The sequence below is a fragment of the Hymenobacter sp. 15J16-1T3B genome, from assembly GCF_020711235.1.
Classification (GTDB): Bacteria; Bacteroidota; Bacteroidia; order Cytophagales; family Hymenobacteraceae; genus Solirubrum.
Map to the genome: position 1 here is coordinate 106,913 of NZ_JAJFAV010000004.1, position 24,539 is coordinate 131,451.

General features: G+C 60.4%; 13 protein-coding genes. 6 read left to right on the forward strand and 7 right to left on the reverse strand.

The window, feature by feature from the left end:
• Window positions 1-159: 159 nt before the first annotated feature.
• Together LJ737_RS08525 and LJ737_RS08530 are read right to left on the reverse strand one after the other, a co-directional pair.
• The gene (locus LJ737_RS08525) at window positions 160-834 is read right to left on the reverse strand and encodes a hypothetical protein (protein ID WP_227764662.1); all 675 of its coding nucleotides are present in this window, start codon (window positions 832-834) and stop codon (window positions 160-162) included.
• Window positions 835-924: 90 nt separating this feature from the next.
• Window positions 925-2,931, reverse strand: a complete 2,007-nt coding sequence (locus LJ737_RS08530) for an OmpA family protein (RefSeq protein ID WP_227764664.1) — start codon at window positions 2,929-2,931, stop codon at window positions 925-927.
• 369 nt (window positions 2,932-3,300) lie between these two features.
• Between LJ737_RS08530 and lon the strand changes: the two genes are divergently transcribed.
• From lon to LJ737_RS08555, 5 genes are all read left to right on the forward strand, one after another.
• Entirely contained in the window at window positions 3,301-5,808 is a 2,508-nt protein-coding gene (gene lon, locus LJ737_RS08535; protein WP_227764666.1) for an endopeptidase La, read from the forward strand.
• A gap of 72 nt (window positions 5,809-5,880) precedes the next feature.
• Complete coding sequence (locus tag LJ737_RS08540) at window positions 5,881-6,123, forward strand: DUF7660 family protein (RefSeq protein ID WP_227764668.1); 243 nt, start codon at window positions 5,881-5,883, stop codon at window positions 6,121-6,123.
• Window positions 6,124-6,194: 71 nt separating this feature from the next.
• Window positions 6,195-7,256 carry a type IX secretion system protein PorQ gene (gene porQ / locus LJ737_RS08545; protein ID WP_227764670.1) on the forward strand — a complete coding sequence of 354 codons (1,062 nt, stop codon included), beginning with the start codon at window positions 6,195-6,197 and terminating at the stop codon, window positions 7,254-7,256.
• Between the two features lie 340 nt (window positions 7,257-7,596).
• Window positions 7,597-9,015, forward strand: coding sequence for an ATP-dependent protease ATPase subunit HslU (gene hslU, locus LJ737_RS08550; protein ID WP_227764672.1), 1,419 nt, complete (start codon window positions 7,597-7,599; stop codon window positions 9,013-9,015).
• Window positions 9,016-9,108: 93 nt separating this feature from the next.
• Entirely contained in the window at window positions 9,109-9,840 is a 732-nt protein-coding gene (locus LJ737_RS08555; RefSeq protein WP_227764675.1) for an SDR family NAD(P)-dependent oxidoreductase, read from the forward strand.
• A 113-nt stretch (window positions 9,841-9,953) separates the two neighbouring features.
• Here the strand turns inward: LJ737_RS08555 and LJ737_RS08560 are convergent, their stop codons facing one another.
• From LJ737_RS08560 to LJ737_RS08580, 5 genes are all read right to left on the reverse strand, one after another.
• Window positions 9,954-10,520 (reverse strand): hypothetical protein, encoded by a 567-nt coding sequence (locus LJ737_RS08560; RefSeq protein ID WP_227764677.1) that lies wholly within the window; start codon window positions 10,518-10,520, stop codon window positions 9,954-9,956.
• Between the two features lie 51 nt (window positions 10,521-10,571).
• Window positions 10,572-12,188 (reverse strand): SusD/RagB family nutrient-binding outer membrane lipoprotein, encoded by a 1,617-nt coding sequence (locus tag LJ737_RS08565; protein WP_227764679.1) that lies wholly within the window; start codon window positions 12,186-12,188, stop codon window positions 10,572-10,574.
• A 41-nt stretch (window positions 12,189-12,229) separates the two neighbouring features.
• Complete coding sequence (locus LJ737_RS08570) at window positions 12,230-15,457, reverse strand: SusC/RagA family TonB-linked outer membrane protein (protein WP_227764680.1); 3,228 nt, start codon at window positions 15,455-15,457, stop codon at window positions 12,230-12,232.
• Window positions 15,458-15,663: 206 nt separating this feature from the next.
• Window positions 15,664-17,196 (reverse strand): RagB/SusD family nutrient uptake outer membrane protein, encoded by a 1,533-nt coding sequence (locus tag LJ737_RS08575; protein WP_227764681.1) that lies wholly within the window; start codon window positions 17,194-17,196, stop codon window positions 15,664-15,666.
• A gap of 21 nt (window positions 17,197-17,217) precedes the next feature.
• Window positions 17,218-20,409: a SusC/RagA family TonB-linked outer membrane protein gene (locus tag LJ737_RS08580; RefSeq protein ID WP_227764683.1), complete on the reverse strand. Its 3,192-nt coding sequence runs from the start codon at window positions 20,407-20,409 to the stop codon at window positions 17,218-17,220.
• Between the two features lie 888 nt (window positions 20,410-21,297).
• On the opposite strand from LJ737_RS08580, the gene LJ737_RS08585 reads away from it, so the two are divergent.
• A complete protein-coding gene (locus LJ737_RS08585) occupies window positions 21,298-24,531 on the forward strand; it encodes a SusC/RagA family TonB-linked outer membrane protein (RefSeq protein ID WP_227765256.1) in 3,234 nt (1,077 codons plus the stop codon).
• Window positions 24,532-24,539 lie beyond the last annotated feature (8 nt).

Sequence of the window (24,539 nt, forward strand, 5' to 3'; positions counted from 1 at the left end):
CAACGCGCTGGCTCTAATCCGCTGGAGTCAAAAAGCGCAGCCACCAACCTTTTAAGGCGTTGGTGGCTGCGCTTTTTGGTTTGTACAAGCTGCGAGGAAGGTCCTTCGCTTTGCTCAGGATGACTGGGCAAACAACGGGCTGTTTTTTCTCCGACCTGCTTACTCCCGGGCTTTCTGGCCCAGACCGATGCTCAGGCCCAGCGACACTTCCAGGCCACCGGGGGCATACACGATGCGGTGGGCCAACCGGTCCACGGCGTCGGGCAGCTCCTGGCCCGGGTCCATGTGGTAGCGCATGGGGTTGCCGCTCACGCGCAGGCCGTAGCCCATGGTCCCGATAAGACCCACGCGGCCGGGGCGGCGACCGGGCTGCCAGCGCAGGCCCGAACGCAGGTGCAGCACGGTGCAGGGGCGCACCGTGAGCGTGCCGGTGCGGTAGCCGTCGCCCTCGTACCAATCATCGCCGCCGCCTTCGCGCAGTTCGATGCTGTCCCAGCCGCCCGAGCGCACGAGGTTCAGGCCGAAGTAGGGCGACATGCGGCGCTCCGGCGCGAGGAAGTAGCGCGTGCCCACTCCCAGCTTGGTGCCGCTCAGCCCGATGCCGGTGCCCGCATTCACGTCGAGGCGGCGCGTAACGAGGTGGCTGACTTCCAGGCCGAAACCGTAGGGCGCGTCCCAGCCCATCGACAGACCCAGGGCCGTAGCCCGGTATCGGGTAGTGGCCGGCAGGTCGGTGGGGGCTTGGGCAGTGGCGGCGCCGGCAGTGGCTAGCAACAAGGCCGCAGCGGCCAGTCCGCGTCGTAGAAAATGAGTAGTGGGAAACGGTGAATTCATAGCACGAGGGAGTTCAGGTCAGGCCAAGAGAAACCACGGGGCTGCCCGAGGCTGCGCCGGCCACCTGACATGATGATGTGAGGCGGCGTCTTAATTCCAGCCGCCGGCTTCCTTGGCTTGCTTTTGCTCGGTTTCGGGCTTGACGAGGCGGAACTCCACCCGCCGGTTGGTGCGCATATCCTCCTCCGTTACCTCTTCCTTCAGGGGCACGGTGCTGCCGTAGCCCCGGCTTTCGATGCGGTTGGGTTTGAGCTTGCCCTTGGTCTCGATGTACTTGCGGATGGCGTCGGCGCGGTCCTGCGAGAGTTTCTCGTTCACGTCCGGGTCGCCGGCGGCGTCGGTGTGGCCGGCAATGCGCAGCTTGGTGTCGGGGTGGTCGACCATGAACACCACGATGCGGTCGAGGGTGGCGTGCATCTCTTGGCGGATGGTCGATTTACCCGCGTCAAATTCGATGTTGCGGAAAATGAGCGGGATGTTGTAGTCGATGCTGGTGGTCATCAGCTTCATCACCGTATCGGCCTTCAGGTCAAATTTCTTTTCCACCGTGAAGTAATCCGGGCTCTGAATCAGCATCACGTACTTCGAGCCGTCAATGAGGTCGAAGTCGAAGGAGCCGTCGGGGCGCACGTACTTGGAGGCCACTTCAATGCCGTTGTCCACGTCGATGATGCTGATGATGCCGTTCAGCGGCTTCTGCGTCACGGAATCAATCAGCGAACCTTCTACGTGAGTGGTAGCCAGCGGCTGGGCCTCCATCGGCAGCGGAAAGGAGTAGAGGTCCAGATTCTTCATCTGCTTTTCCTCTGAGCGGGCGTAGTAGAGGTTCTTGGAGTCTGCGTCGATGGTGAAATAGTACTCCGAGCCCTTGCCGTTCACCAGCGGGCCGATGTTGATGGGCTCCTGCCAGCGCCCGCCCACGCGGTAGGCCTTGTAGATGTCGAAGTCGCCGAAATTCAGCAGCTGCCCGCGCGAGGAGAAGTACAGCACGTTGTAGAGCGGGTGGTAGAAGGGACTGACCTCACTTTCGCGCGTGTTGATGATGGGCCCCATGTTCTGGGCCTTGGCCCACTGCCCGTTCTTGAGCTTGAAGGTGAACCAGATGTCGGACAAGCCGAAGCCGCCGATGCGGTCCGACGCAAAATACAGCGTGTCCTCGGTGCGCGAGAGGGTGGGCTGCGAGTCCCAGCCGGTGGAGTTGACGGCCATGCCCAGGCTTTGCGGCACCGTCCACTGCCCGTTCTTGAACTTCGACACGAACAGGTCGCAGTTGCCGTGGCAGGTGGGGCACTCGCAGCGCGAGAAGTACATGGTGGTGCCGTCCTTCGAGAGGCAGGCCGAGCCCTCGTTGTAGGGCGAGTTGATGGGCTTGGGCAGGGGCACCGCGTCGAGCCAGGACTCGCCCTCGCGCTTGGCCACGTACAGGTCCTCGTCGACCACGTTGTGAATGCCGCGCGTTTTGCGCTTGGAGGAGAAAATCAGCTGCTGCGAGTCGTCGTTGTAGCTCGGGCCGTAGTCTTCCACCTGCGAGTTGATGCCCGGGCCCATGTTGGTGTACACGCCCTTGGGCGGCCGGAAGGTGGCAATGTTCTTCCGGTACTCCACGATGTCGTAGTAGGTCTTGAGCGGCACGTACAGGTCCGCGTCTTTCTGCTCCAGCGAGTCGTAGTAGAGCTGCACTTTCGTCACGTCCTGGCGGTGGTGCTTCAGAGCGAGGCGGTAATAAGCCTTGGCCTTGTCCTCGTTGCCGGTGCGCTCGTAGAGCTGGCCCAGACGCCAGAGCATCATGTTGTTCTTGTAGAAGTTCTCGATGCCGAACTGGGCCACGTACTTCTCCAGCAGGTTGCGGGCGGCCGTCCAGTTCTTGCGCTTTTCGGCCTTGGCAATTTCGCGCAGCTGCTTTTTGTCCTCGAAATACGGAATGCGGTTGATGTTGATGAAGTCGGGCGTGGCGTCGGGGCGCACGCGCAGCTGCCGCGTAATCTTGCCTTTGAGGGCCCGCTGCTGGTTGGGTAAGTGCTTCTGGGCCTTTGCCGGCGCGGTCAGCGCAAGCAGGCCGAGAAGTAATAACAAATACTGGCGTATCAAACGAGACATAGAAGAAGCAGCGCGGGAGCCCGGCGTGGGAAGCACAGGGCCTCAAAAATATAGCTTTTCGGTGACGGAACGCTACGGCATAACTGGACTAAGAGGGGAGAGGGTAGAAGGTTATAATGGATTGCGGTTTAAAATTGAGAATCTAGAAAAGAAATCCTATTTGTTCTGTCAGCTTCGTAGCTCCGGCCGCTTGCATATTCAGCTCGGTACTGGTGGCTCATGGCGTGCCCGGCGGCCTGCCGCAGTGGCGGTGTCCGCTTGCACACGCTGGCATGGCATGGCACTTGACAAAGCGGTATCTTCGTTTTCCGGATGGCCGCTGCGCCGTTCGGGGCTGCCATTCTGGCGCTGCTGCGCCTTCCCTACGCTATGCCTAAAAAATCCCATCCGCGTTTGCCCGCCGGGCTTCACCTCATGACCGACGGCCCCGACGAGCTGGTGCAAGTCGTGTCGGCTGACCCGGAACAGGGAACCCCCGAGCCGGGCGAAACGCCGGAAACGCTGCCCATTCTGCCCGTGCGCAACACCGTGCTCTTTCCCGGCGTGGTGCTGCCCGTTACCGTCACGCGCAAGAAAAGCATCCGCTTGGTGCGCCGTGCCTACCGCGGCAACAAGCTGGTAGGCGTGGTGGCGCAGAAAACCGGTAACGCCGAGGACCCCGCCGTGGCCGACCTCTACGAGGTGGGTACCCTGGCCCGCATCCTGAAGCTGCTGGAGCTGCCCGACGGCAACACCACCATCATTATTCAGGGCCAGCAGCGCTTCCGCATTGCGGAAGTCACCCAGAGCACGCCCTACTATTCGGCTCGCGTGGAATACCTGCCCGAGCTGATGCCCACGCGCTCGACCAAGGAAGTCAAGGGCTTGGTGGCCTCGCTGAAAGACGCGGCCACCAAGATGCTCAAGCTCAACCCCGAAATTCCGCAGGAAGCCCAGGTGGCGCTGGACAACATCGAGTCGCCGGCGTTTCTGATTCACTTCCTGGCCTCCAACCTCAACGTGGAGGTGGGCCAGAAGCAGCAGCTGCTGGAAATCAACGAGGGCCAGCAGCGCGGCACCCGCCTGCTGGAGCTGCTGCTCAAGGAAATCCAGCTGCTCGAAATCAAGCACGAAATCCAGAACAAGGTCCACACCGACCTGGACCAGCAGCAGCGCGACTATTTCCTGCGCCAGCAGCTCAAAGTGCTGCAGGACGAGCTGGGCCAGGAAGGCCCCGACCAGGAGCTGGACAAGCTGCGCCTGCGGGCCAAGGACAAAAAGTGGCCCGAGGCTGTGGCCAAGCACTTCCAGAAAGAGCTGGACAAGCTCGGCCGCATGAGCCCCATGGCCGCCGAGTACCCGGTGAGCCTGAACTACGCCGAGTTCCTGCTCGATTTGCCCTGGGCCGAGTACACCAAGGACAACTTCAACCTCGCCCGCACCCGCAAAATCCTCGACCAGGACCATTACGGCCTGGAAAAGGTGAAGGAGCGCATCCTGGAGTACCTGGCCGTGCTCAAGCTCAAGCAGGACCTGCGCGCCCCGATTCTGTGCCTCTACGGCCCGCCCGGCGTGGGCAAGACTTCCCTGGGACGCAGCATTGCCACGGCGCTGGGCCGCAAGTACGTGCGCCTCTCGCTGGGCGGCGTGCGCGACGAAGCGGAAATTCGGGGGCACCGCAAAACCTACGTGGGCGCCATGCCCGGCCGCATCATCTCGCAGATCAAGAAGGCCGGCGCCTCCAACCCGGTGATGATTCTCGATGAGGTGGACAAGCTCAGCTCCGACTTCCGCGGCGACCCGCAGGCGGCCCTGCTGGAAGTGCTGGACCCCGAGCAGAATTCCACCTTCACTGATAACTACCTGGAAGTGGAGTACGACCTCTCGCGCGTGCTCTTCATTGCCACCGCCAACTCGCTCGAGTCCATTCACCCCGCCCTGCGCGACCGGATGGAAATCATCGATTTGACGGGTTACACGCTGGAAGAAAAAACCCAGATTGCCAAAAAGCACCTCTGGCCCAAGCAAGTGACCGAGCACGGCCTCACGGCCAAGGACGTGAGCATCAGCACCGCCGCCGTGCAGCGCGTGATTGACGACTACACCCGCGAATCGGGCGTGCGCAGCTTGGAGCGCAAGCTCGGGGCGCTGGCGCGCAACATTGCCAAGCACAAGGCCATGAAGCAGGCCTTCCCGGCCAAGCTGGAGCCCGAGGACGTGACGAAAATCCTCGGCGCGGCCACCTACGACCGCGACCTGTACCAGGACAACGACACCGCCGGCGTGGTGACGGGCCTGGCCTGGACGTCGGTGGGCGGCGACATTTTGTTCATCGAAAGCCTGCTGAGCCGGGGGCGGGGCAAACTCACGCTGTCGGGCCAGCTCGGCGACGTGATGAAGGAATCGGCCGTGACGGCCTTGAGCTACCTGCGCAGCCGGGCCGAGGAGCTGGGCATCGACTACCGCCTCTTCGACCAGTACGACCTGCACATTCACTTCCCCGAGGGTGCCGTGCCCAAGGACGGGCCGTCGGCGGGCATTGCCATTTTCACCAGCATTGCCTCGGTGTTTACGCAGCGCAAAGTCCGCTCGCACCTGGCCATGACCGGCGAAATCACCCTGCGCGGCAAGGTGCTGCCGGTGGGCGGCATTAAGGAGAAAGTGCTAGCGGCCAAGCGCGCCGGCATCAAGGACATCATCCTGAGCCACAAAAACCGCAAGGACATCCTGGAAATCCCCGCCGAATACGTCAAGGACCTGCAGATTCACTACGCCGACCGCGTCGACGACGTGCTGCAGGTGGCCCTGCTCGACGAGCTGGTGCCCAAGCCGCTGAAGCTGGTCGTGCGCGAGGAAGAAAAGGCTCCGGTGCCGCTGCACGAAGTGGAAGTGCAGTAGCCGGTGGGTTTAGGTAGTTTAGCCCCGCCTCAGCAGAGTAGCTGAGGCGGGGCTTCTCTTTTGATTACCACTATGGATGCGGAACAGGTGAACAGCAAAGCCGATTTTCTCCAGTTCATGGCCACTCTGCAGCAGGATCTGGCCGATAATTCACCACCTTGGGAAAACCGCACGCTGGCCGATTATCTGGAAGCATTGGGACGTTGGGTGGAGGACATGGAAGGCTGGTATAGCAATACTGGACAGCAAATTCCACCTCAGATCAGCTGGCAGGTGTTTGCCAACATCTTGAAGGCGGCCAGCCTCTACGAGTAAAGGCGCGGCGACCTTATCATAAAACCGCAACCCCGGCGTTAGGCTCGCACATCCCTGTTATCTTAGCTGTAATGATTCGATCCGTACGCTGCCTGTTCCGTGCTTTGTTGGTGGTACCCGCTTTTGCCGGCGGCCTCACGGTTGCTCACGCCCAGGTAGGCGGGCAGAGCATCTTTTCCTCGCTGAACCTGCCCCCCTCGGCCTACCTGGCCGGCGTGGGCGGCATGAGCGTATCGGGCCGCACCGCCGACCCCAACATGCTCTACGGCAACCCGGCCCTGCTCAACTCCGAAATGGACGGACGCCTAGCCCTGAGCTACGGCGGCTACTTGGGCGACATCAAGCAGAGCACCGCCGCCTACGTGCGCAACTCCGAGAAGCTCGGCCGCTGGGGCTTCGGCCTCTCGTACCTCAGCTACGGCGACTTTGATATGTTCGACCCGGCCGGCAACCCCATGGGCAAGTTCTCGGTCAACGATTACCACCTGAGCGTGAGCAACGCGCACACCGTGGGGCCGTTCACCATGGGCGCCACGGCCCGCTTCGCCGTGGCCGGCATTGCCGGCAACCACTCGATGGCCACCCTGCTCGACGTGGGCAGCGTATTCAAGCACCCCGAGAAGGACTTCACCGTGGGCCTTGCCGTGAAAAACCTGGGCTACCAGGTCAAGCCCTTCGACGGCAGCGACCGGGAGCCGTTGCCCCTGGACGTGCAGCTGGGCACTTCCATCAAGCCCGAGCACATGCCGGTGCGCTTCACCATCACCGCCCACCACCTGCAGCAGTTCGACATCGTGTACCTCGACACCCTGCAGAGCCGCACCCAAAGCCTCGACGGCACCACCAAAGTGCCCAAGAAGAGCGTCGGCGACAAGATTGCGCGCCACTTCACGGTGGGAGGGGAGCTGCTGCTGGGCAAAGGCTTCAACATCCGGGTGTCGTATAACCACATGCGCCGCCGCGAGCTGCGCCTCGACAACACCTCCGGCGGCGCCGGCTTGGCCTTCGGGGCCATGCTGAAGCTCGGCGCTTACCAGTTTGAGTACACCCGCGCCATGTATCATGTGTCGGGCGGCGCCAACTACATCACCTTGAGCCGCAACGTGGACGAGCTGTTCGGTAAGAAGAACTAAGCCGCGCGAGCATTCGGCTACGCCTTGCGGCAGCCCTAGTAATCCATTGCGAGCGAAGCGCGGCAATCCTTCCTCCAGTAGCAGATACAGGACAAAACGTTCCGCCCGAAACCGGTAACCCCAGTTTCGGGCGATGCTGTTTTCGGTTGGTGCTTCTTGTGCCGCGAGGGGAAAGGTTGCTTCGCTCGCAATGACTACCGGGTGAACCGTACAGCCGCCGTAGCGCCCGTCTGCCAGAACGGCACGCCGCTGGTTTCCGCCATCATTTTTGCAGCCGGGCAACCCTCCCGCCGCGGCTTAGTATCTAGTCGGCAGCGGCGTTACTCCGCTTTTCTCGCTTATGCTCGATTCCGCCACCTTCCTCACGCCGGCCCAGATTGTGGCCGAGCTCGACAAATACATCATCGGCCAGCACGACGCCAAGCGCAACGTGGCCATTGCCTTGCGCAACCGCTGGCGCCGCCTGCACGCGCCCCAGGACATGCAGCGCGAAATCGTGCCCAACAATATCTTGATGATTGGCTCCACCGGTGTGGGCAAGACCGAAATTGCCCGCCGCCTTGCCGCCATTGCCGACGCGCCCTTCACTAAGGTCGAAGCCTCGAAGTTCACTGAAGTCGGCTACGTGGGCCGCGACGTGGAAAGCATGGTGCGCGACTTGGCCGAACAGGCCGTGAACCTGGTGAAGCAGCGCCGCAAGGAAGCCGTGAAAAGCCAAGCCGCCCAAGCCGTGGAAGACAGCATCCTCGACGCGCTGATTCCGCCGCTGCCCGGCGCAGGCAGCTCGGTGGTGAAGCCCGGGCTGGGGTTTGGGGGCAGCCCGGCGGGGCCCGACGAAATGCCGTCTTCCGACTTGGAGCTGAACGAACGGACCCGGGAGCGGTTTCGCGAGAAGCTGCGCCGCGGCGAGCTGGAAGAGCGGTTTATCGAAATCAAAGTGCAGCAGAGCGGCGGCCCGGGCATCGGGATGATGGGCGGGCCGGCGGGGCTGGATGAGGCCTCGCTGCAGGGCCTGCAGGACATGCTAGGCTCGATGATGCCCAAGAAAACGCGCAAGCGCAAGGTGTCCATTGCCGAAGCCCGCAAAATTCTCCTCGACGAGGAAGCCGCCAAGCTCATCGACATGGACGAGGTGAAGGACGAGGCTATTCGCCTGGCCGAAAACGCCGGCATCATCTTCATCGACGAAATCGACAAAGTGGCCTCGGCCAGCGCCAGCAAGGGCGGCCCCGACGTGAGCCGCGAAGGCGTGCAGCGCGACCTGCTGCCCATCGTGGAAGGCTCGGCCGTGACGACCAAATACGGCGTGGTCAACACCGACCACATTCTCTTCATTGCCGCCGGTGCCTTCCACGTCAGCAAGCCTTCCGACCTGATTCCGGAGCTGCAGGGCCGCTTCCCCATCCGGGTGGAGCTGCAGAGTCTGACGAAGGAAGACTTCTATCGCATCCTCAAAGACCCCAAAAACGCCCTCACCAAGCAGTACGAAGCCCTGCTCAAGGCCGAGGACGTGGAGCTGACTTTCGACGACGCGGCCCTGGAACAGCTGGCCAGCATTGCCTTTGAAGTCAACAGCGAGGTAGAAAACATCGGTGCCCGCCGCCTGCACACCGTCATGAGCCGCTTGCTCAACGACATCCTCTTCGACGTACCCGACCGCATCGGCGCCAATGCCCATATCCAGGTGACGCGCGAGTTGGTGGAGCAGCGTCTGCAAGGAATGGTGCGCAACCGCGACCTGAGCCAGTATATTCTCTGAGTGTAGCTAAGCCCTCCCAAAGCGGCGGCGCAACCAAGCTTGGTTGCGCCGCCGCTTTTTACGTACGTTTCAGCCTAACCTTCTTCCATCCGCATGCACTACTACATCATCACCGGTGCCAGCCGGGGCCTCGGCCGGGCCTTGGCCGAAGAGGTGCTGAAACAACCCGACGCCCACGTGCTGGGCGTATCGCGCCACGCCACCATCGAGCACCCGCGCTACCAGCACCAGCCCCTCGACCTCTCCGACATTGTGGCCGTGCAAAACAACCTCTACAAGCTCTTTCCCGCCCGCCCCGACGCCAGCAGCCTCACGCTCGTCAACAACGCTGGGGTGATGGGCGAAATCAGCTACGCGGGCGAGCTGCCCAACGAGCACTACGAGTTTGTGTTCGACGTCAACGTCATTGCGCCGGCTATGCTGATGAACACGTTCTTGAGCGCCTACGGCGGCCTCGCGTGCCCGCGTACCGTGCTCAACATCAGCAGCGGCGCCGGCCAGCGTCCCGTCGACGGCTGGGGCGCGTACTGCGCTTCCAAGGCGGCGCTGGACATGCTCAGCCAAGTGGCCCAGAAGGAGCAGGATCAGCGCGGCCGCGGCGTACGCATCCGCAGCCTCGCCCCCGGCACCATCGATACCGATATGCAAGCGCACATCCGGGCCGCGGACGAAGGAAGCTTTAGCGAGCAGGAGCGGTTTCGCGGCCTTCACCGCGAGCAAGCCCTAGCGCACCCCGACAAGGTGGCGGGCCGCATCGTGCGGTGGCTGGCTGCACCCGCGCAAATGAGCCCCAGCGTCGTCTTGCGCATTACCGATCTGGAGTAGAACTCCCTGGATCCATAAAAAAACCGCCCCGGCCAAGTAGCCGGGGCGGTTTTCAATGTTGACCGAGGTGGAGTGAGCAGGGCTGATGACCAGCCCTGCTCCTCCAGCACACCTTACTGGGTGATGGCCACAATGCCGGAGTAGGGGGCATTGAGGAAGGTCGGGCTGTAATCAACGCGCGAACCGTCCTTCAGCTTCAGCGCGTACGTGAAGCGGAAGCCTTCGTTGGACTTCAGCGAAGCGCGGGTCAGGGCTACGCGGGCGCCGGTTTGCGAGGCGCCCGAAGGACGGGTCAGGCCCGTTACCAGCTCGTCGATGCCAACCTCTACCGTGCCCGAGGCCGGAGCCACGGTGCGCAGCAGCACCGTCGGGCCGCCAATGCCGAGTACCGGAGCGGTCGGCGGGGTCGTGGTAGCCGGTACGTTGTAGCCGACAAACGTGCGGTAGACCTCAATGGCGTCTACTTTGCTCACGTCGCCTTCAACCTGAATGTCGAAGCGGGCGTTAGCGGCCCCCGTGCCCTGCACTTCCGCGATTTTAAAGCCGTTGGAAGCGGACACGTTGGTGAAGACCACCGGGTATTCGACGGTCTTGGGGAAGGGTAAGTTATCCTCGTCGCGGCAGGACGTTGCGGTCAACGTCGAAACAGCCAGCAGCGCGGCATATAGAATTTTTTTCATGGCGTGTTGAAGTGAAGGTGGTTGAACCAAAGCCGTCAATGGCAGCTTCGATTACCGGTCCCAGAAAATCTTCTCCGTCGTGATGTTCGGCTGGACTTTGGGCGCGTTGATGTTCGTCAGCAGGTCGTTCTGACGGTACGGCAGGCGCACCGGGAAAGCACCCGTCTGAGTCGTTTGCGAGTCGTTGTCCGTGTCGGCGAACGGTACGGCCGGGTAGCCAGTACGACGGTAGTCGGTGTACACGTCCACACCGGTGCCGTAGTTGGCAATGTACTTCTCCGTCATGATGACGGCCAGCTTGGCTTCGTTGTTGGAAGCAGCGTCGTAGCGGGCCAGGGCCGCCGTCACGTAAGCCGTGATGCTAGCAGCCGGAATGGCCGGAACCCCGGCGGTAGAAGGCTCGGCGGCGGCAACGGCATTCACTTTGGTGAACGAAGCCGTAACCGCGTCGCTGAAGGCGGTGCGAGCCGCTGCGGGGTTGTTGAGCACCGTCAGCTGCAACTCAGCCTCGATGAACTTGCGGGCGAAGAAGGTGATGAAGCGCTGGGCTACTACGCCCCGGCCCGAAGCACCCGTAGCCGTACCACCGGCACCGTTGTCATAACGGCCGCCAATCGGGTATAGGCCCTGCAGCGTGCGCGTGTTGGTGGTGTTGGCGCTGGCCTGCGGCCCGATGCTGCCAAAACGCACCGTCACGAAACGCCCGTCCTGGTAGTCAGCCGTGGTGAGGGGCGTCGTGGAGGCGTACTGGTTGAAGAAGTAGTAGGGAATACGCGGGTCGTTGTTCCCCTTGAGCAGGTTGTAGAAGTACGGGTTGATGTTGTTCTCGCGGCTCGAAGCGGCGTAGTCGCCCTGGAAGCCGGGGTGCCGGTTTTCGGGGTTGCCGGCCGAGGTGCCGTACTTGAACTCGAAGTCATCAGCCACGTTGGTAGCAGCACCAGCGGCGGCAGCACCACCGATTTGGTCGGCCGGAGCGTCGATCAGCGGGCGCACGTTGCTCGATACGTCGCGGGTGAGACGAATCTGGTTGTAGAGCTTCAGCTTCAGCGTGTTGGCCAGACGGATCCATTTGGCCTTGTCGCCGCCGTAGATCAGGTCTTCGGTGGCGCTGGGGTTACGGCTGGAGTCGGTGCGGCGCAGGTTGGCAACGCCCTGGTCGATCAAGCCGAACAGGTCATTGTAGATAGCCTCGTCGTCGTCAAACTTCGGAGCCGGGAACTGCACCCCTTTCAGGGCTTCGGAGTAGGGAATATCACCCCACACGTCTACCATCTGGCTGAAGATGTACGCTTTCTGAATCTGGGCAATGCCCACAAACGTCCAGGCGTTCTGCTCGGTACCCTGCATCAGCATCTGCTCGTTGTTTTCGAGCGCCGACGTGTAGAGGCCCAGCCACTGGTTGTTGAAGTCGTTGCCGCCCAGGCTGAAAGCGCCCACGCGGAAGTTTACGATCTGCTGCACCAGCGCCGAGGTGGGCTGACCCAGACCGCCAACGCTGTGCCCCAGGTACAGCGACATGCTCGCCTGGGTGGTGGGCATCAACAACGTAATCGGAACCGAAGTCGGGTTGATCGGGTCGGTGTTGACATCCAGGAATTTGTCGCAGCCGGTAGTGCTCAGCAACAGAAACGTTGCAGCTACGGCGGCCGAAATCTTGGTTATCTTCATGAGGAAAGTCGAGTAATAAATGCTCTAAGTGAACTGGTGGACTAGAAGTTCACGCGCAGGTTCACGCCGTAGCGACGAGCAGTGGGGGCGTTGGTGTATTCGAAGCCTTGGGCGTTCGAAGCACCACCGTAGGTATTGGTTTCCGGGTCGAAGTTGGTGTACTTCGGAATGTTGGGCGAGAACCACCACAGGTTGCGACCGGAGAGGCTCAGCGTCAGGCCGCGGAACGGCGTCTTCTGCAGCAGCGAAGCCGGCACGGTGTACCCCAGCGTTACTTCGCGCAGACGCACCGTCGTGGCATCGAACACCGAGAATTCGGCCGGGCCGCTCAACGCGGCCGAACCGGCGCCGAAGTAGTAGTCGTTCAGCGAAACCGCCGTCGTGTTCGGAATGGTCGAACCGTCGGGGTTGGTGAGCGGCTGCTGCGTGTTCGGGTTGCCGTACACGCCGTCAATTACCAGGGTCTTGTCTCGGTCTTCCGTGTCCTTGGTCACACCGCGGCCCAGCAGGGTAGCCACCGTGGTCGAATACACGTCGCCGCCTTTACGGAAGTCGATAACCGATTCGAAGGTGAGGCCCTTGTAGCTAAACGTGTTGGTGAAGCCCATCAGGTAATCCGGGTTCGGATTGCCGATTACGTCCGTGTTCGTAGTCGGAATCATCGTACCCGTAGACGGGTTGATCAGCACCTTGCCCGACTGCGGGTCGCGGGCCGCCTTGGTGCCGTAGATGACACCGTAGGGTTGGCCAGCCTTGTGAATGGCCTGCACCCCGCCCGAGAAGTAGTTGGCCGACACGATAACTTGCTCCACGCCGTCCGTCAACTTCTCGATGATGTTGCGGTTGCGGGTGAAAGTGGTGAAGCTCGTCCAGCGGAACCCACCGGCGTCAATCGGAACCAGCGTCAGCGAGCCTTCGACCCCTTTGTTGGAAATTTCACCGAAGTTGGTCACCAGGGAGGTGAAGCCCGTAGCGTAGGGCAGGGGCACCGCGGCAATCTGAGCCGTAGAACGCTTGTCGTAGTACGTAGCGCTCAGGATGATACGGTCCTTGAGGAAGTTCAAGTCGGTACCAACTTCAAGTTCCTTCGAGAATTCCGGCGTCAGAGTCGGGTTGCCGATGCTGCCGCCGATGGAGGCGCCCGAAGTGGCCGTGTTGAAGGGGAAGCTAAAGCCGGCAGCGTTGTTGCCGAACGTCGGGTTCAGCGTGTAACGGCTGGTCAGCTGGTACGGGTTGGCGTCCTTACCGGCGCGGGCGTAGCCGGCGCGCAGCTTGCCCATGTTCAGAATGTCCGACTGAATGCCCAGCGCTTCGGTGAAGATCAGCGAGGTGCTGACGCTCGGGTAGAAGAAGCTGCGGTTGTCCTTTGCCAGTGTCGACGTCCATTCGTTACGAGCCGTGGCGTTCAAGTACACAAAGTCCTTGTAACCCAGGGTCACGTCGCCGAACACACCGAAGATGCGGCGCTTGCTGTAGCCCGAACCAAATTGCGACTGCGACTTGGTGTTCTGGATGTCGTCGATGTTGAACAGCAGGTACTGCGAGCCGATAACGGAGGTAGACTTGAACTCGCGCTGGTTGACGTTGTGACCCAGAATGGCCTTCAGGCTGAAGTCGTCCGTGATGTTCTGGTTGACCGTCAACAGCGTAGTGCCTTCCAACTCGGTGTTGGTGATGGCGTCTTGGATGACTTCACCCAAGCCGCTGGCACCCACCGAACCCGGCCGGATAAACGAGCGGCGGTTGTCGTTGTAGGTGTTTACACCACCGGTAAAGCTCAGGTTCAGCCACTTCAGCAGGTCGTAGCTGGCGTTGGCGCTGGTGGCCAAACGGTCAACGCGCGAGGTGTAGCCGTTGTACTTAACCGACCAGTAGGGGTTGTCGGCCTGGCCGGTGAGCCAGCCGAGTACCGAGCTGTTGGTCAGCGGGTTCTCGTAGGGCAGGCCGCTCAGGTCGAGGCTGCGCGGAATGAACAGCAGGCGGCCCATCACCGAGGCGTTGCCGATGGCGTTGTTGGCGCCCAGCTGCGGACCGCGCTGGTCCGTGTTGGTGTAAGTCAGGTTTGCCCCGATGCGCAGCTTGTTGTACTGCGCCGAGCCCCCGGCACTCAGGCTGGTGCGGTTAAACTTGCTTTCCGGAATCATGCCTTCCTGCTGCGAGCGGGAAAGCACAGTGGTGAAGCTAGCGTTGTCGCTGGAAGCGGTGATGTTAACCGAGTTTTCGAACAGCTTACCCGTGTTGAAGAAGTCCTTCACGTTGTTCGCGTACGCTTGGTACGGAGCGCGGGCGCCCTGGAACTCGGGGAAGGCCGCAGCGCCACCGGCGATGCCGCTGAGCGGATGCAGCACGTCGGCCGGAGCCTGCGGGCTGCCAAAAGCCGGACCCCACGAACCGTTGGCGGCCGATTGAGCAAAGTTTGCTCCGGCACCGTACTTGTTCTGGTACTCGGGCAGCGAGGCAATTTTCTCGATGGAGTACGAGGAGTTGAAACCTACGCGGATGCCTTTGTCGGCCTTGGAGCGGCTGCCGGTTTTGGTCGTAATCAGGATAACGCCGTTGGCGCCGCGGTTGCCGTAAAGCGCCGCCGCCGCCATGCCTTTCAGCACGTTAATCGACTCGATGTTGTTCGGGTCGATGTCGGCCAAGCGGTTCGAATACGACGAACCGCGTACCAGCGTGTTGTCCGACGCCGTGTTGGAGTTGTCGTACGGCACGCCGTCGACCACAAACAGGGGTTGGTTGTTGTTGTTGAGCGAGGTGTTGCCGCGGATAACGATACGCGTCGACGAACCCGGGGCCCCGCTCGAACCGATGATGTTCACACCGGCGACTTTGCCCTGCAACGTGCGCAGTACGTCCGGTTCGGATTTCTGAACAACTTGCTCGCTTTTAACTTCCGAAGTAGCGTAGCCAATGGCGCGGGCTTCACGCTGAATGCCCAGTGCCGTTACTACTACTTCGCTCAGTTCCTTGGTGTCAGCGGACAACCCGATGTTGATCTGGTTGTCGGTGCCGATGGCTTTGTCAATGCTCAGGTAACCTACCGAGCTGATCTGCAACGTACCGCCTTCGTTGGGCACGCTGAGGGAGAAAGTACCATCAGAGTTGGTTGAAACACCGGTCGTGGTACCTTTCAGTAGAACGGTGGCTCCCGGCAAGCCTTCGCCGGTAGCCCGATCGGTAACCCGACCGGAAACCTGGCGGGTTTGGGCCTCCGCTTGGTGCACAATGGCCGCCAAGGGGATTAAACCCAGTAGAAGTTTATTCATGAAAAATTGGAGTGAGTGAGTGAGTAGAGAACCTCTCTACTAAATGTACTGCACCTCTGTACAATAGCAATGCATTTAATGCACTTTTAATGATAATCCTATCCGAATAGCGCTGAATTATAAACGGATGCGCGGATTTCCTATCTAAAAAAAAATCGGCCTGATCGAGCGTCGATCAGGCCGATTGGCACAAGGGCCGCGAGTGGTTAGTACCCCTCGTTCTGCACCAAGTTCGGGTTGCGCTGCAACTCGCTGGCCGGAATCGGGAATATCGATTTCGGGTCTTTCCAGCGCAGTTCCGGCACCGGCGTGGTCGTGCCGTGAGCCGGTACGTTGCGCCCGTTGCGGAACAGGTCGTAGAGGCGGTGCCCTTCGAAGGCCAGCTCGAAGCGGCGCTCCGTCAGGATAGCATCGATAAATGCCTCCTTGGAGCTAAAGCTGGAGAGGCGGTAGTGCGGGGCGTTGAGGGGCTTGGACCGGTCGCGCACCATGTTGAGGTAGTGCAGCGCTACCGTGTCGGTGGGCATGCCGCTAGACTGCTTCACCAGCGCTTCGGCTTGGTTCAGCAGAATTTCCGGGTAGCGGACAATCGGAATCCAAGCGCCGCGGTTCGAGCCACCGGCCTGGCCCGAGGCCAGTTCGCCCGTGTACTTGCGCGTCGCCCATTTCGACAAGCGGAAGACCAGTAGTTCCGAGCGGCGACGGTCCGTATTGACAGCAGTCGACCCCGTGGTCGTGGGCAAGCCGGTGGTGGCGTTGACCGGACCGGGCAGGGCCTTAGCGTACGGCGTGACCGTCAGACCGGAGCCAGGTGCGTAGAACTGCCCGATAGCCGCGTTGGTGTTCGGGTTGTCGTTCTGCGACATGGCGATGAAGAAAATGGACTCCGACGTAAAGGTAGGCTCACCGCCGGCCGGTACTTTGAAGTCGCCGTAGGCCGAGGTGTTGAGCTGGTGACGACCGGAGGAAATGATTTCACCGGCGTACCGGGCCGCGTTGACGTAGTCGCCCTTGTATAGGTACACGCGCGACAACAGCCCCCGGGCAGCGTCCTTCGTGGCGCGGGCCACGTTCAGGTTGCCTTGGCCTTGTTCTTCGGGCAAGCCCGCAATGGCTTCGGTCAGGTCCAGGATAACCTGGTCGTAAACCTGCTTAACGGTAGCGCGCGACTTTTGCTGCTCCGGCAAGTAGGCTTCGGTGCCGTCCGGGGCCTCCAGCTGAATGGGAACGCCCAGGTGCGAACCATCCCCGGTGTAGTTGTAGGGCTGCGCAAACAGGTTGACCAACGTGAAGTGGCACAGGGCCCGGATGAACTTCGCCTCGCCGATGTACTGGTTGTAGCTTTCCGCGGAAATGCCAGCCCCGTTGCGCTTGGTCAGCTCCCGGATGATGTAATTGGCCATGTACATGCTGCGGTAGCCCCCGGCCCAAGCCCCCAGCGCGGCACCGTCGCTCGACGGCATGTTGCTGGTCGAAACCGTTTGGAAGCCACCGGCCAAGTCCAAATCGTCGGAACGGACGTCGCTGTAAATCAGGGCGAAGCTGCCCAGGAAGGAGCCATCCTGCAGGGCATCGTACATGCCTGCCGCGGCCTTGTCAACGCGCGTCGGGGACGAGAATACGTCGTCGGGGTTAAAATCCTGCGGCGACTGTTGGTCAAGCAGGTCACAGCCGGTTGCACCCGCCAGCAGCAAAGCCAGCAAGGCCGCCCGACCCGTCAGAGAAACTATGGATTTCATGAAACGTCTCAGCAGAGGAAATTAAAAATCAATGTTGACACCAGCCGTGAAGGTCCGCACCTGCGGGTTGGAACGCTGGTCAACCCCGTAAGCAATGTTGCTGTTGGAGCCTTCGTTGGCCGCCACGTTTACCTCCGGGTCGAGGCCGGAGTACTTCGTAAACACGAAGGCGTTTTGCACCATGGCAAACACGTTGGCGCGCGACGAGCCGAACTTCTGGCTGATGGGCGTCGGCAACACGTAGGAAAGCCGCAGCTGACGCACCCGGAGGAAGTCGCCCTTCTCCATAAAGCGCGTGGAGCTGTTTTGGTGGGTGTTCTGGTCGATAAACAGGCGCGGCACGTCGGTTACGTCGCCGGGTTGCTGCCACCGATTCAGAATTTCCGTGCTGTTGTTGGTGCCGCTGAACGTCAGCAACTGCGAACGAGTGGAGTTGTACAGGTAGTTCCCGCCGCTGTACTGCAGGAACACTTCCAACTGCAGCCCTTTATAGCTAAAGGTGTTGTCGAAACCACCCAGCCATTTGGGGAAGCTGGTTTTGCCCATCCAAACGCCTTCCGTAGCTGTCGTCGCCGCCGGCACCGCCTTGCCATCCACGGTCGATTCACCGTTTTGCAGCCAAGTGTTGGGGCCGTAGTTGAACTCACGCACGTTGCCGGCCGCGTCCAGCCACTGCGGGTTGCCGTTGGCCGGGTTCACCCCCACCCAGCGCAGAATCTTGTACTCCGTAATGGAGTGTCCTTCGCTGGCAATGTGGTAGGGCACCGAGCTTTGCACGTCGCCGGCCGTCGAGAGGTCGGTGATGCGGTTGACCAAGTAGGTGTAGTTGAACGACGACGTCCACTTAAAGCCGGTGGGCGTTTCCACGTTGGTCGTGTTCAGCGTCAGTTCAGCCCCGCGGTTGTACATCTTGCCGACGTTGCGCACGATGGTCCCGTTCGGAATGCCCGTGCTGTAAATGGCCGGCACCTGCAGCAGCAGGTTGTCGATGTCGTTGTTGAAGTAGTCGAAGTTGATGCCGATGCGGTCTTTCATCACCGATGCATCGAAGCCTACGTCGAGCTTCTTACCCGTTTCCCAGCGCAGGCTGGGGTTGTTCAGCTGGTTGATGCCGAAGCCCGGGTACGGACCGTACTGACCTTGACCGATCAGGATGGCCGCCGCGTACGAGCCAATGCCGGCGCTGTTGCCCACCAAGCCGTAGCTAGCCTTCAACTTCAAGTCGTTGATGAAGCTGATGTTGCTCATGAACGCCTCGCGCGAAATGCGCCAGCCCGCCGAAGCACCCGGGAAGAAGCCCCAGCGGCGCTGCTCGCCGAAGCGGGAGCTGCCGTCGCGACGAGCCGTAAACGTCGCGTAGTACTTGTCCGAGAACGAGTAGTTGAGGCGGCCAAACAACGACTGCCACGCCGTCACGTCGCGGGAAGTGCCCTGGCCGGACTGCGTCGGGTCGAACAAGCCCGAGTAGTTGTCTTTGAAAATCGGATCGACGATGAACGCGCCGCTGGTGAACGAGGCCTCGTAGGTTTCCAAGTTCTGCTCGTAGCCGAACGTGGCGTCGATGTTGTGGTTGTCGCCGAACAGGTGCGAGTACGTGGCGTAGTTCTGCCAGGTCGTCAGCGTGTTGTCGCTGCGGGTTTTCTGCACCAGACCGCCCAGGCCGCTGGAGCCCCCGAAGTCGTAGCCCAGACCGGCAATGCTCGGGTCGCTGTACTGGTACTCGTAGTTATTTAGGTAGTCCAGGCCAAACTTCGACGTAACGCTCAGGCCTTTCAGCGGGGTGATGGTCAAGTAACCGTTGCCCAGCAGGCGGCGCTGCGTGTTGTCGTTCTTGTTCAGCTTCAGCGTGGCCAACGGGTGGTACAGGCGGCCCGCCGTGGCCGTGTACGGAATGTGGTCGAGCAGCGCGTTGGAGTTGCTCCCCAGGCCCAGGAACTTCACCTGATCCAGGTAGTACGAGCCGTCGGCGTTGTACACCGGGATGTTGGGCTGCGCGTTGAGCGCGCCGAACGTGGGCGAAGCGAAGTAGTTGCTGGTCAGGTTCGGCCCGAGCACGCCTTGGTTGTAAGCGTGGTTGAAGCTCATGTTTACCCCCGATTTCACCCAGGTCTTGGGCGTCAACTCCATGTTGATACGGGCATTGGCCCGGCGCAACCGGTTGGTCACGATGGTGCCCTTCTGGTCGGAGTAGCCCACCGAAGCGTAGTAGCTGCCCTTGTCGCTACCGCTGGTCAACGCCAGCTGGTAGTCTTGCATGAAGCCCTTCTGGTAGATCTGATCAACCCAGTTGGTATTGTCTTCCACCCCGTCGCCGTTGTTGTCGCCGTTGATGGCAATGGGCGCCGAGCCGGGGAAGGCGTTGGTGAGCTTTTCGTTGGTGATGTCGCGGTACTGCGTGGCGTTGAGCAGCTTCGGCAGCTTCGTGGGCTCCATCGTGCCCACCGACATATTCAGGGTCAGCTTCGACTGCCCGGTCTTGCCCTTCTTGGTGGTAATCAGGATTACCCCGTTGGTAGCGCGCGACCCGTAGATGGCCGCCGCCGAGGCGTCCTTCAGCACCGTCATCGACTCGATGTCGTTCGGGTTGATGTCAGCCAGCGGGTTGTAGCGCAACCCAGAGGTCATGATGTTCATGTTGCCGAACTCGGTCATCGGCACCCCGTCAATCACAAACAGCGGCTGGGAACTGCCGTTGATGGAGTTGATACCGCGGATACGCACCGTTACGGCGTCGCCGAGCGTGCCGCTGCTGTTGGTAATCTGCACGCCGGCAATCCGGCCCGCCAGGGCCTGGTCGGCACTCTGCACGGGCTGGGAGGTCAGCTTGGATTGATCCAGCTTGGCAAACGAACCGGTGATGTCCTTCACGTCCTGCGACCCGCCGTACCCCGTCACGACGACCTCGCTGGTCATCTTGGTGTCGGTGGCCAGCGCAAAGTTCATCGTCGTTTCATTGCCAAGCGGCTTCTCCAGCGTCTGGTAGCCTACCGAGCTGACGCGAATCGTCTTGCTGCCGGGCGGTACGTCCAAGACAAAGGAGCCGTCGGCGTTGGTGGAAACGCCAACCGTCGTGCCCGGAACCACAATCGTCACGCCGGGAATGCCCTCGCCGGTGCTGCGGTCGGTCACACGCCCGGACAGACTCCGGGTTTGGGCATTTGCTTGGTGCACGACGGCGGCCAAGGGTATTAGGCCCAGTAAAAGTTTGTTCATGCGGTGAAAAAATGGGATGATGGGTGTGTGAGGAGGTTTGGTTTCGGGGTGGTCAGGGCAAAGGAAGATGAAGCCGCAAGATGGATAAATAAATAGGTAAAAGTAGATTTTGATAATTGGCTAAGTAATGGGCGTGCTAATATAAACAGTTCACGCTCAACGTGCCCACACTATTTAGCAAGGTCCTAGGTATTCTCGTGCCCGCAGGCCACTGCTTGTGGCATTTTGGTGAAGTTGGGACTGTGGCCCTTAAGCAATTACGCCTCCTGGCTTGATCAGCTGCCGCGTCAAAGTTCAGGTGGAGTCGCGCCAGCCTTGGGCTGCTCGCCCGCCTGGGTACAGCCGTTGGGTGGTTCTCAACCGAGCAGAAATTCGCCTGCACTCTGCGCGGAGCTGATTTGATGGACAAGGCGAGGTGAGGCCTATGGACTGCAATGCAGTGCTATGCGCACCCCAAAGCCAGCATATGCAGGTGGTTGAAGTACTGGTTGAACCGTTAAATCAGCACGGGCCGCCTGCGCAAGCGGAAGTGGCTTTTGCGTACTCAGATTTGCGGGAGGAAGAGGGCGAATTGGGCTATTCTTAGATAATCAGATTGTTTATCAATGATTTATTGACTTAAACAAAGGCCATTGACGAGTCTGATTTACCCGTATATTCTTGATCAATAAGGACCTGAACTATGAATGCGCTAGTCGATAGGTCAATTACAGTGAGGTGGGGAATTGATACAGAGTGGGGTTATTTTTTGAGGTTATTGCATCATAAGGGCATTTTTGGCCAGAATCCATTTATAGAGCGAATTCAAACTTTGTTTATATTTGGCGACACTCATTCACCATCACTCACTCTTTAAACATGAAAAAACTTCTAGCGGCGTCGCTGCTGATGGCACCTTTGGTGGTGCACGAAGCAGCAGCGCAGAGCCGGTCCATTTCGGGTCGTGTTCTGGATGCTTCCAGTGGGCAAGGCCTACCTGGTGTGACAGTTCTCGTAAAGGGTACAACTAACGGCGCCTCGACCAATGCCGACGGCTCCTATACCCTTAATGTGGGGGCTGATGCGGCCACTCTGGTCTTTTCGTCTATTGGTTATGTAACGGTTGAGCGCCCGGTCGGCAATGCTTCCGTTGTAAACGTGACGTTGGCAACCGACACCAAGCAGCTCGGTGAGGTTGTAGTAACGGGCGCGCTGGGTATTCAGCGCCAAGAGCGTCAAGTAGGTTACGCCACCGCTACGCTCGACACCAAAGAAGTTACCCAAGCCCGCGTGACCAACGTCGCCAACGGCTTGACCGGTAAAGTGTCGGGCCTGCAGGTGCAGACCACCAATGCCGGCGTAAACCCCACGCCGCGTATCACGCTGCGCGGTACGCGTTCCTTGACCGGTAACAACGAAGCCCTGATCGTAGTGGACGGGGTTATTTCGACCAATGACGTGCTGGGTGCCTTGAACCCGGACGACATTGCTTCTATTTCGGTTTTGAAAGGTGCCAACGCTGCGGCCCTGTACGGCTCGCAGGCGTCGAACGGTGCACTGATCATCACCACCAAGAAGGGGAGCACGACGCCCACCATCACCCTGTCCCAGACCTCGCAGTTTGAGTCGGTGTCCTTCTTGCCGGACTTGCAGAAAGAATTTGGCCCGGGCGCCAACACGTACACCTCGGCTTACCCGATGTTTACGACCGACAATACCCCGGACTCGGACTACAACACCCAGTACCAGGGCTTTGAGAACCAGCAGTACGGGCCGCGTTTCGACGGTTCGGTGCGCCCCTTCGGCGAGCGGCTGGCCAACGGCGACGTACAGATGCTCTCCTTTGAAGCCCGTCCGAACGAGCGTCGAAAGTTCTTCAACACGGGCTACCAAATGCAGAACGGCGTGTCGTTCTCGGGCGGTGATGAAAAAACCAAGTTCTACGCTTCGTACCAGAACGTACAGAACAAGGGCATCATCCCCAAGGATAAATTTGACCGCAACACGTTCCGTTTCAACGCTTCGCGGGAACTAGGTCGCCTGACGGCTGGGTTTAACGTTTCGTATTCGCTACAGCGCGCTAACGTGACGTCGAACGCCGACCGTAACTCCACGATTTACTGGAACCTGCTCAACACGACGGTAATGGCTCCCATTACCTCGTACAAGGATTGGCGCAACAATGAATTTGCCAACCCGAACGGGTACTACAACGCCTTCTACGACAACCCGTACTGGATCATTGATACCTACCGGACGACGGACCGCCGCAACACCCTGCAGGGCAACATCGATCTGGGCTACAAGGTGACGGACTGGCTGCGCGTGCAGTACCGCCTGGGTATCACCTCGACCAACCAGCAGCGCCTCTCGTCGCAGAACAAGTTCACGTACAACGCTTACCAGCAGGCGCACAACACCAACAAGTCGGGTGCCGGTACCACGGGCTACGTGCAGGATCTGGCTGCTAGCCTGAGCCGCATCAACTCGGACCTGTTCGTCAGCTTCGACAAGACGTTCGGTGATATCACGGTGCAGGCCATCGTTGGCAACAACGTTCAGCAGCTGGACAGCCGCTTCAACTTTGGCGCTTCCACGGCGCTGGCCAAGCCGGACCTGTTCAACCTGGACAACCGCATCGGCAACCTGATCGGCTTCAACGGTCGCGCCCAAACCCGTCTGTACGCCTTCTACGGCGACGTGACCTTGGGCTACAAGGACTTCGTGTACCTGCACGCCTCGGGTCGTAACGACAACATTTCCGTGCTGGACCCGGACAACCGGAGCTTCTTCTACCCGGGCGTCGACGCTTCGTTTATCTTCAGCAACGCCATTCCGGTGCTGAAGGACCTGTCGTTCCTGGACTACGGCAAAATCCGCGGTGGTGTCACCAAAGTGAGCCAAGTGAACCTGCCGAACTCGCCGCTGCCGGCTACGCTGCCGCTCACGGTGCCTGATTTCGGTATCTACCAGAGCGGCGGTGCTTACGGCCTGCTCTCGACGTACAGCCTGGGCAGCGGCTTCCCCTTCGGTTCCAACGCTTCGTTTACGGCGGACAACCGCTTGGTGCAGCCGGGCCTGAAGCCTGAGGAAACCCGTTCGGTAGAAGCCGGTATCGAGTTGAGCTTCCTGCAGCGCCGTGTGGCTGGTGCAGTGACCTATTACTCGCAGAAGAGCACGAACCAGACGATCAGCACGTCTATTTCCACGGCTACGGGCTACAGCACTCTGGTGCTCAACGCCGGTGAAGTGCAGAACCGCGGCGTAGAAGCGGACTTGAACATCACGCCGATCCGCACCGACAACGGTTTGACGGTAACGCTGGGTGGCAACTTCAACTACAACAACAACGAGGTAATCTCGCTGCCCCCCGGTCTGTCGCAGCTGACGCTGACCAGCGGCGGTGCCGCCGGTAGCGCTTCGCTGTTCGCCATTCCGGGCCAGCCGTACCCCATCCTGCGTGGTAGCTACTACCAGCGCACCGATGACGGCCGGGTCAAAATGATTACCAGCCGGGACCCCAACACGAACGAGGCCCGTTACTTCCCGCTGAAGTCGACGGACATCAAAACGTTCGGCAACACCCAGCCGAAGTACAAGTACGGCTTCAATGCTAGCGTCAACTACAAAGGCCTGACGCTGTCGGGTCAAGGCGAATTGCGTACCGGCTACGTGATTTACAACGCTATCGGCGAAACCCTGGACTTCACGGGTGCTGGCCAGCGCACGGTTACCTACGGCCGTCAGGATTTTGTGTACCCCAACTCGGCTATTCTGGAAGGCACGAACTACGTGCCCAACGTTTCGGGGCTGACCCCGGGCGGTTCGGAATTCTGGTCGAGCGCCGCTTACAACACGACCGTTTCGGAGAACTACGTGACTTCGGGCAAGTTCTTCAAGATTCGTGAAGTGTCGTTGAGCTACGCGCTGCCTACGTCGGTGGTATCCAACATTGGCTTCGTGAAAGGTCTGTCGGTCAACTTCTTTGGCCGCAACATCTTCACCTGGGTGCCGAAGGAGAACATCTACACCGATCCGGAATTCAGCAACAATACCACCAACCCGAACGCGGTGGGTATCAACAGCTACTTCCAGACCCCGCCGACGAAGTTCTACGGAGCGACGTTGAACGCCACTTTCTAATCTCCTAC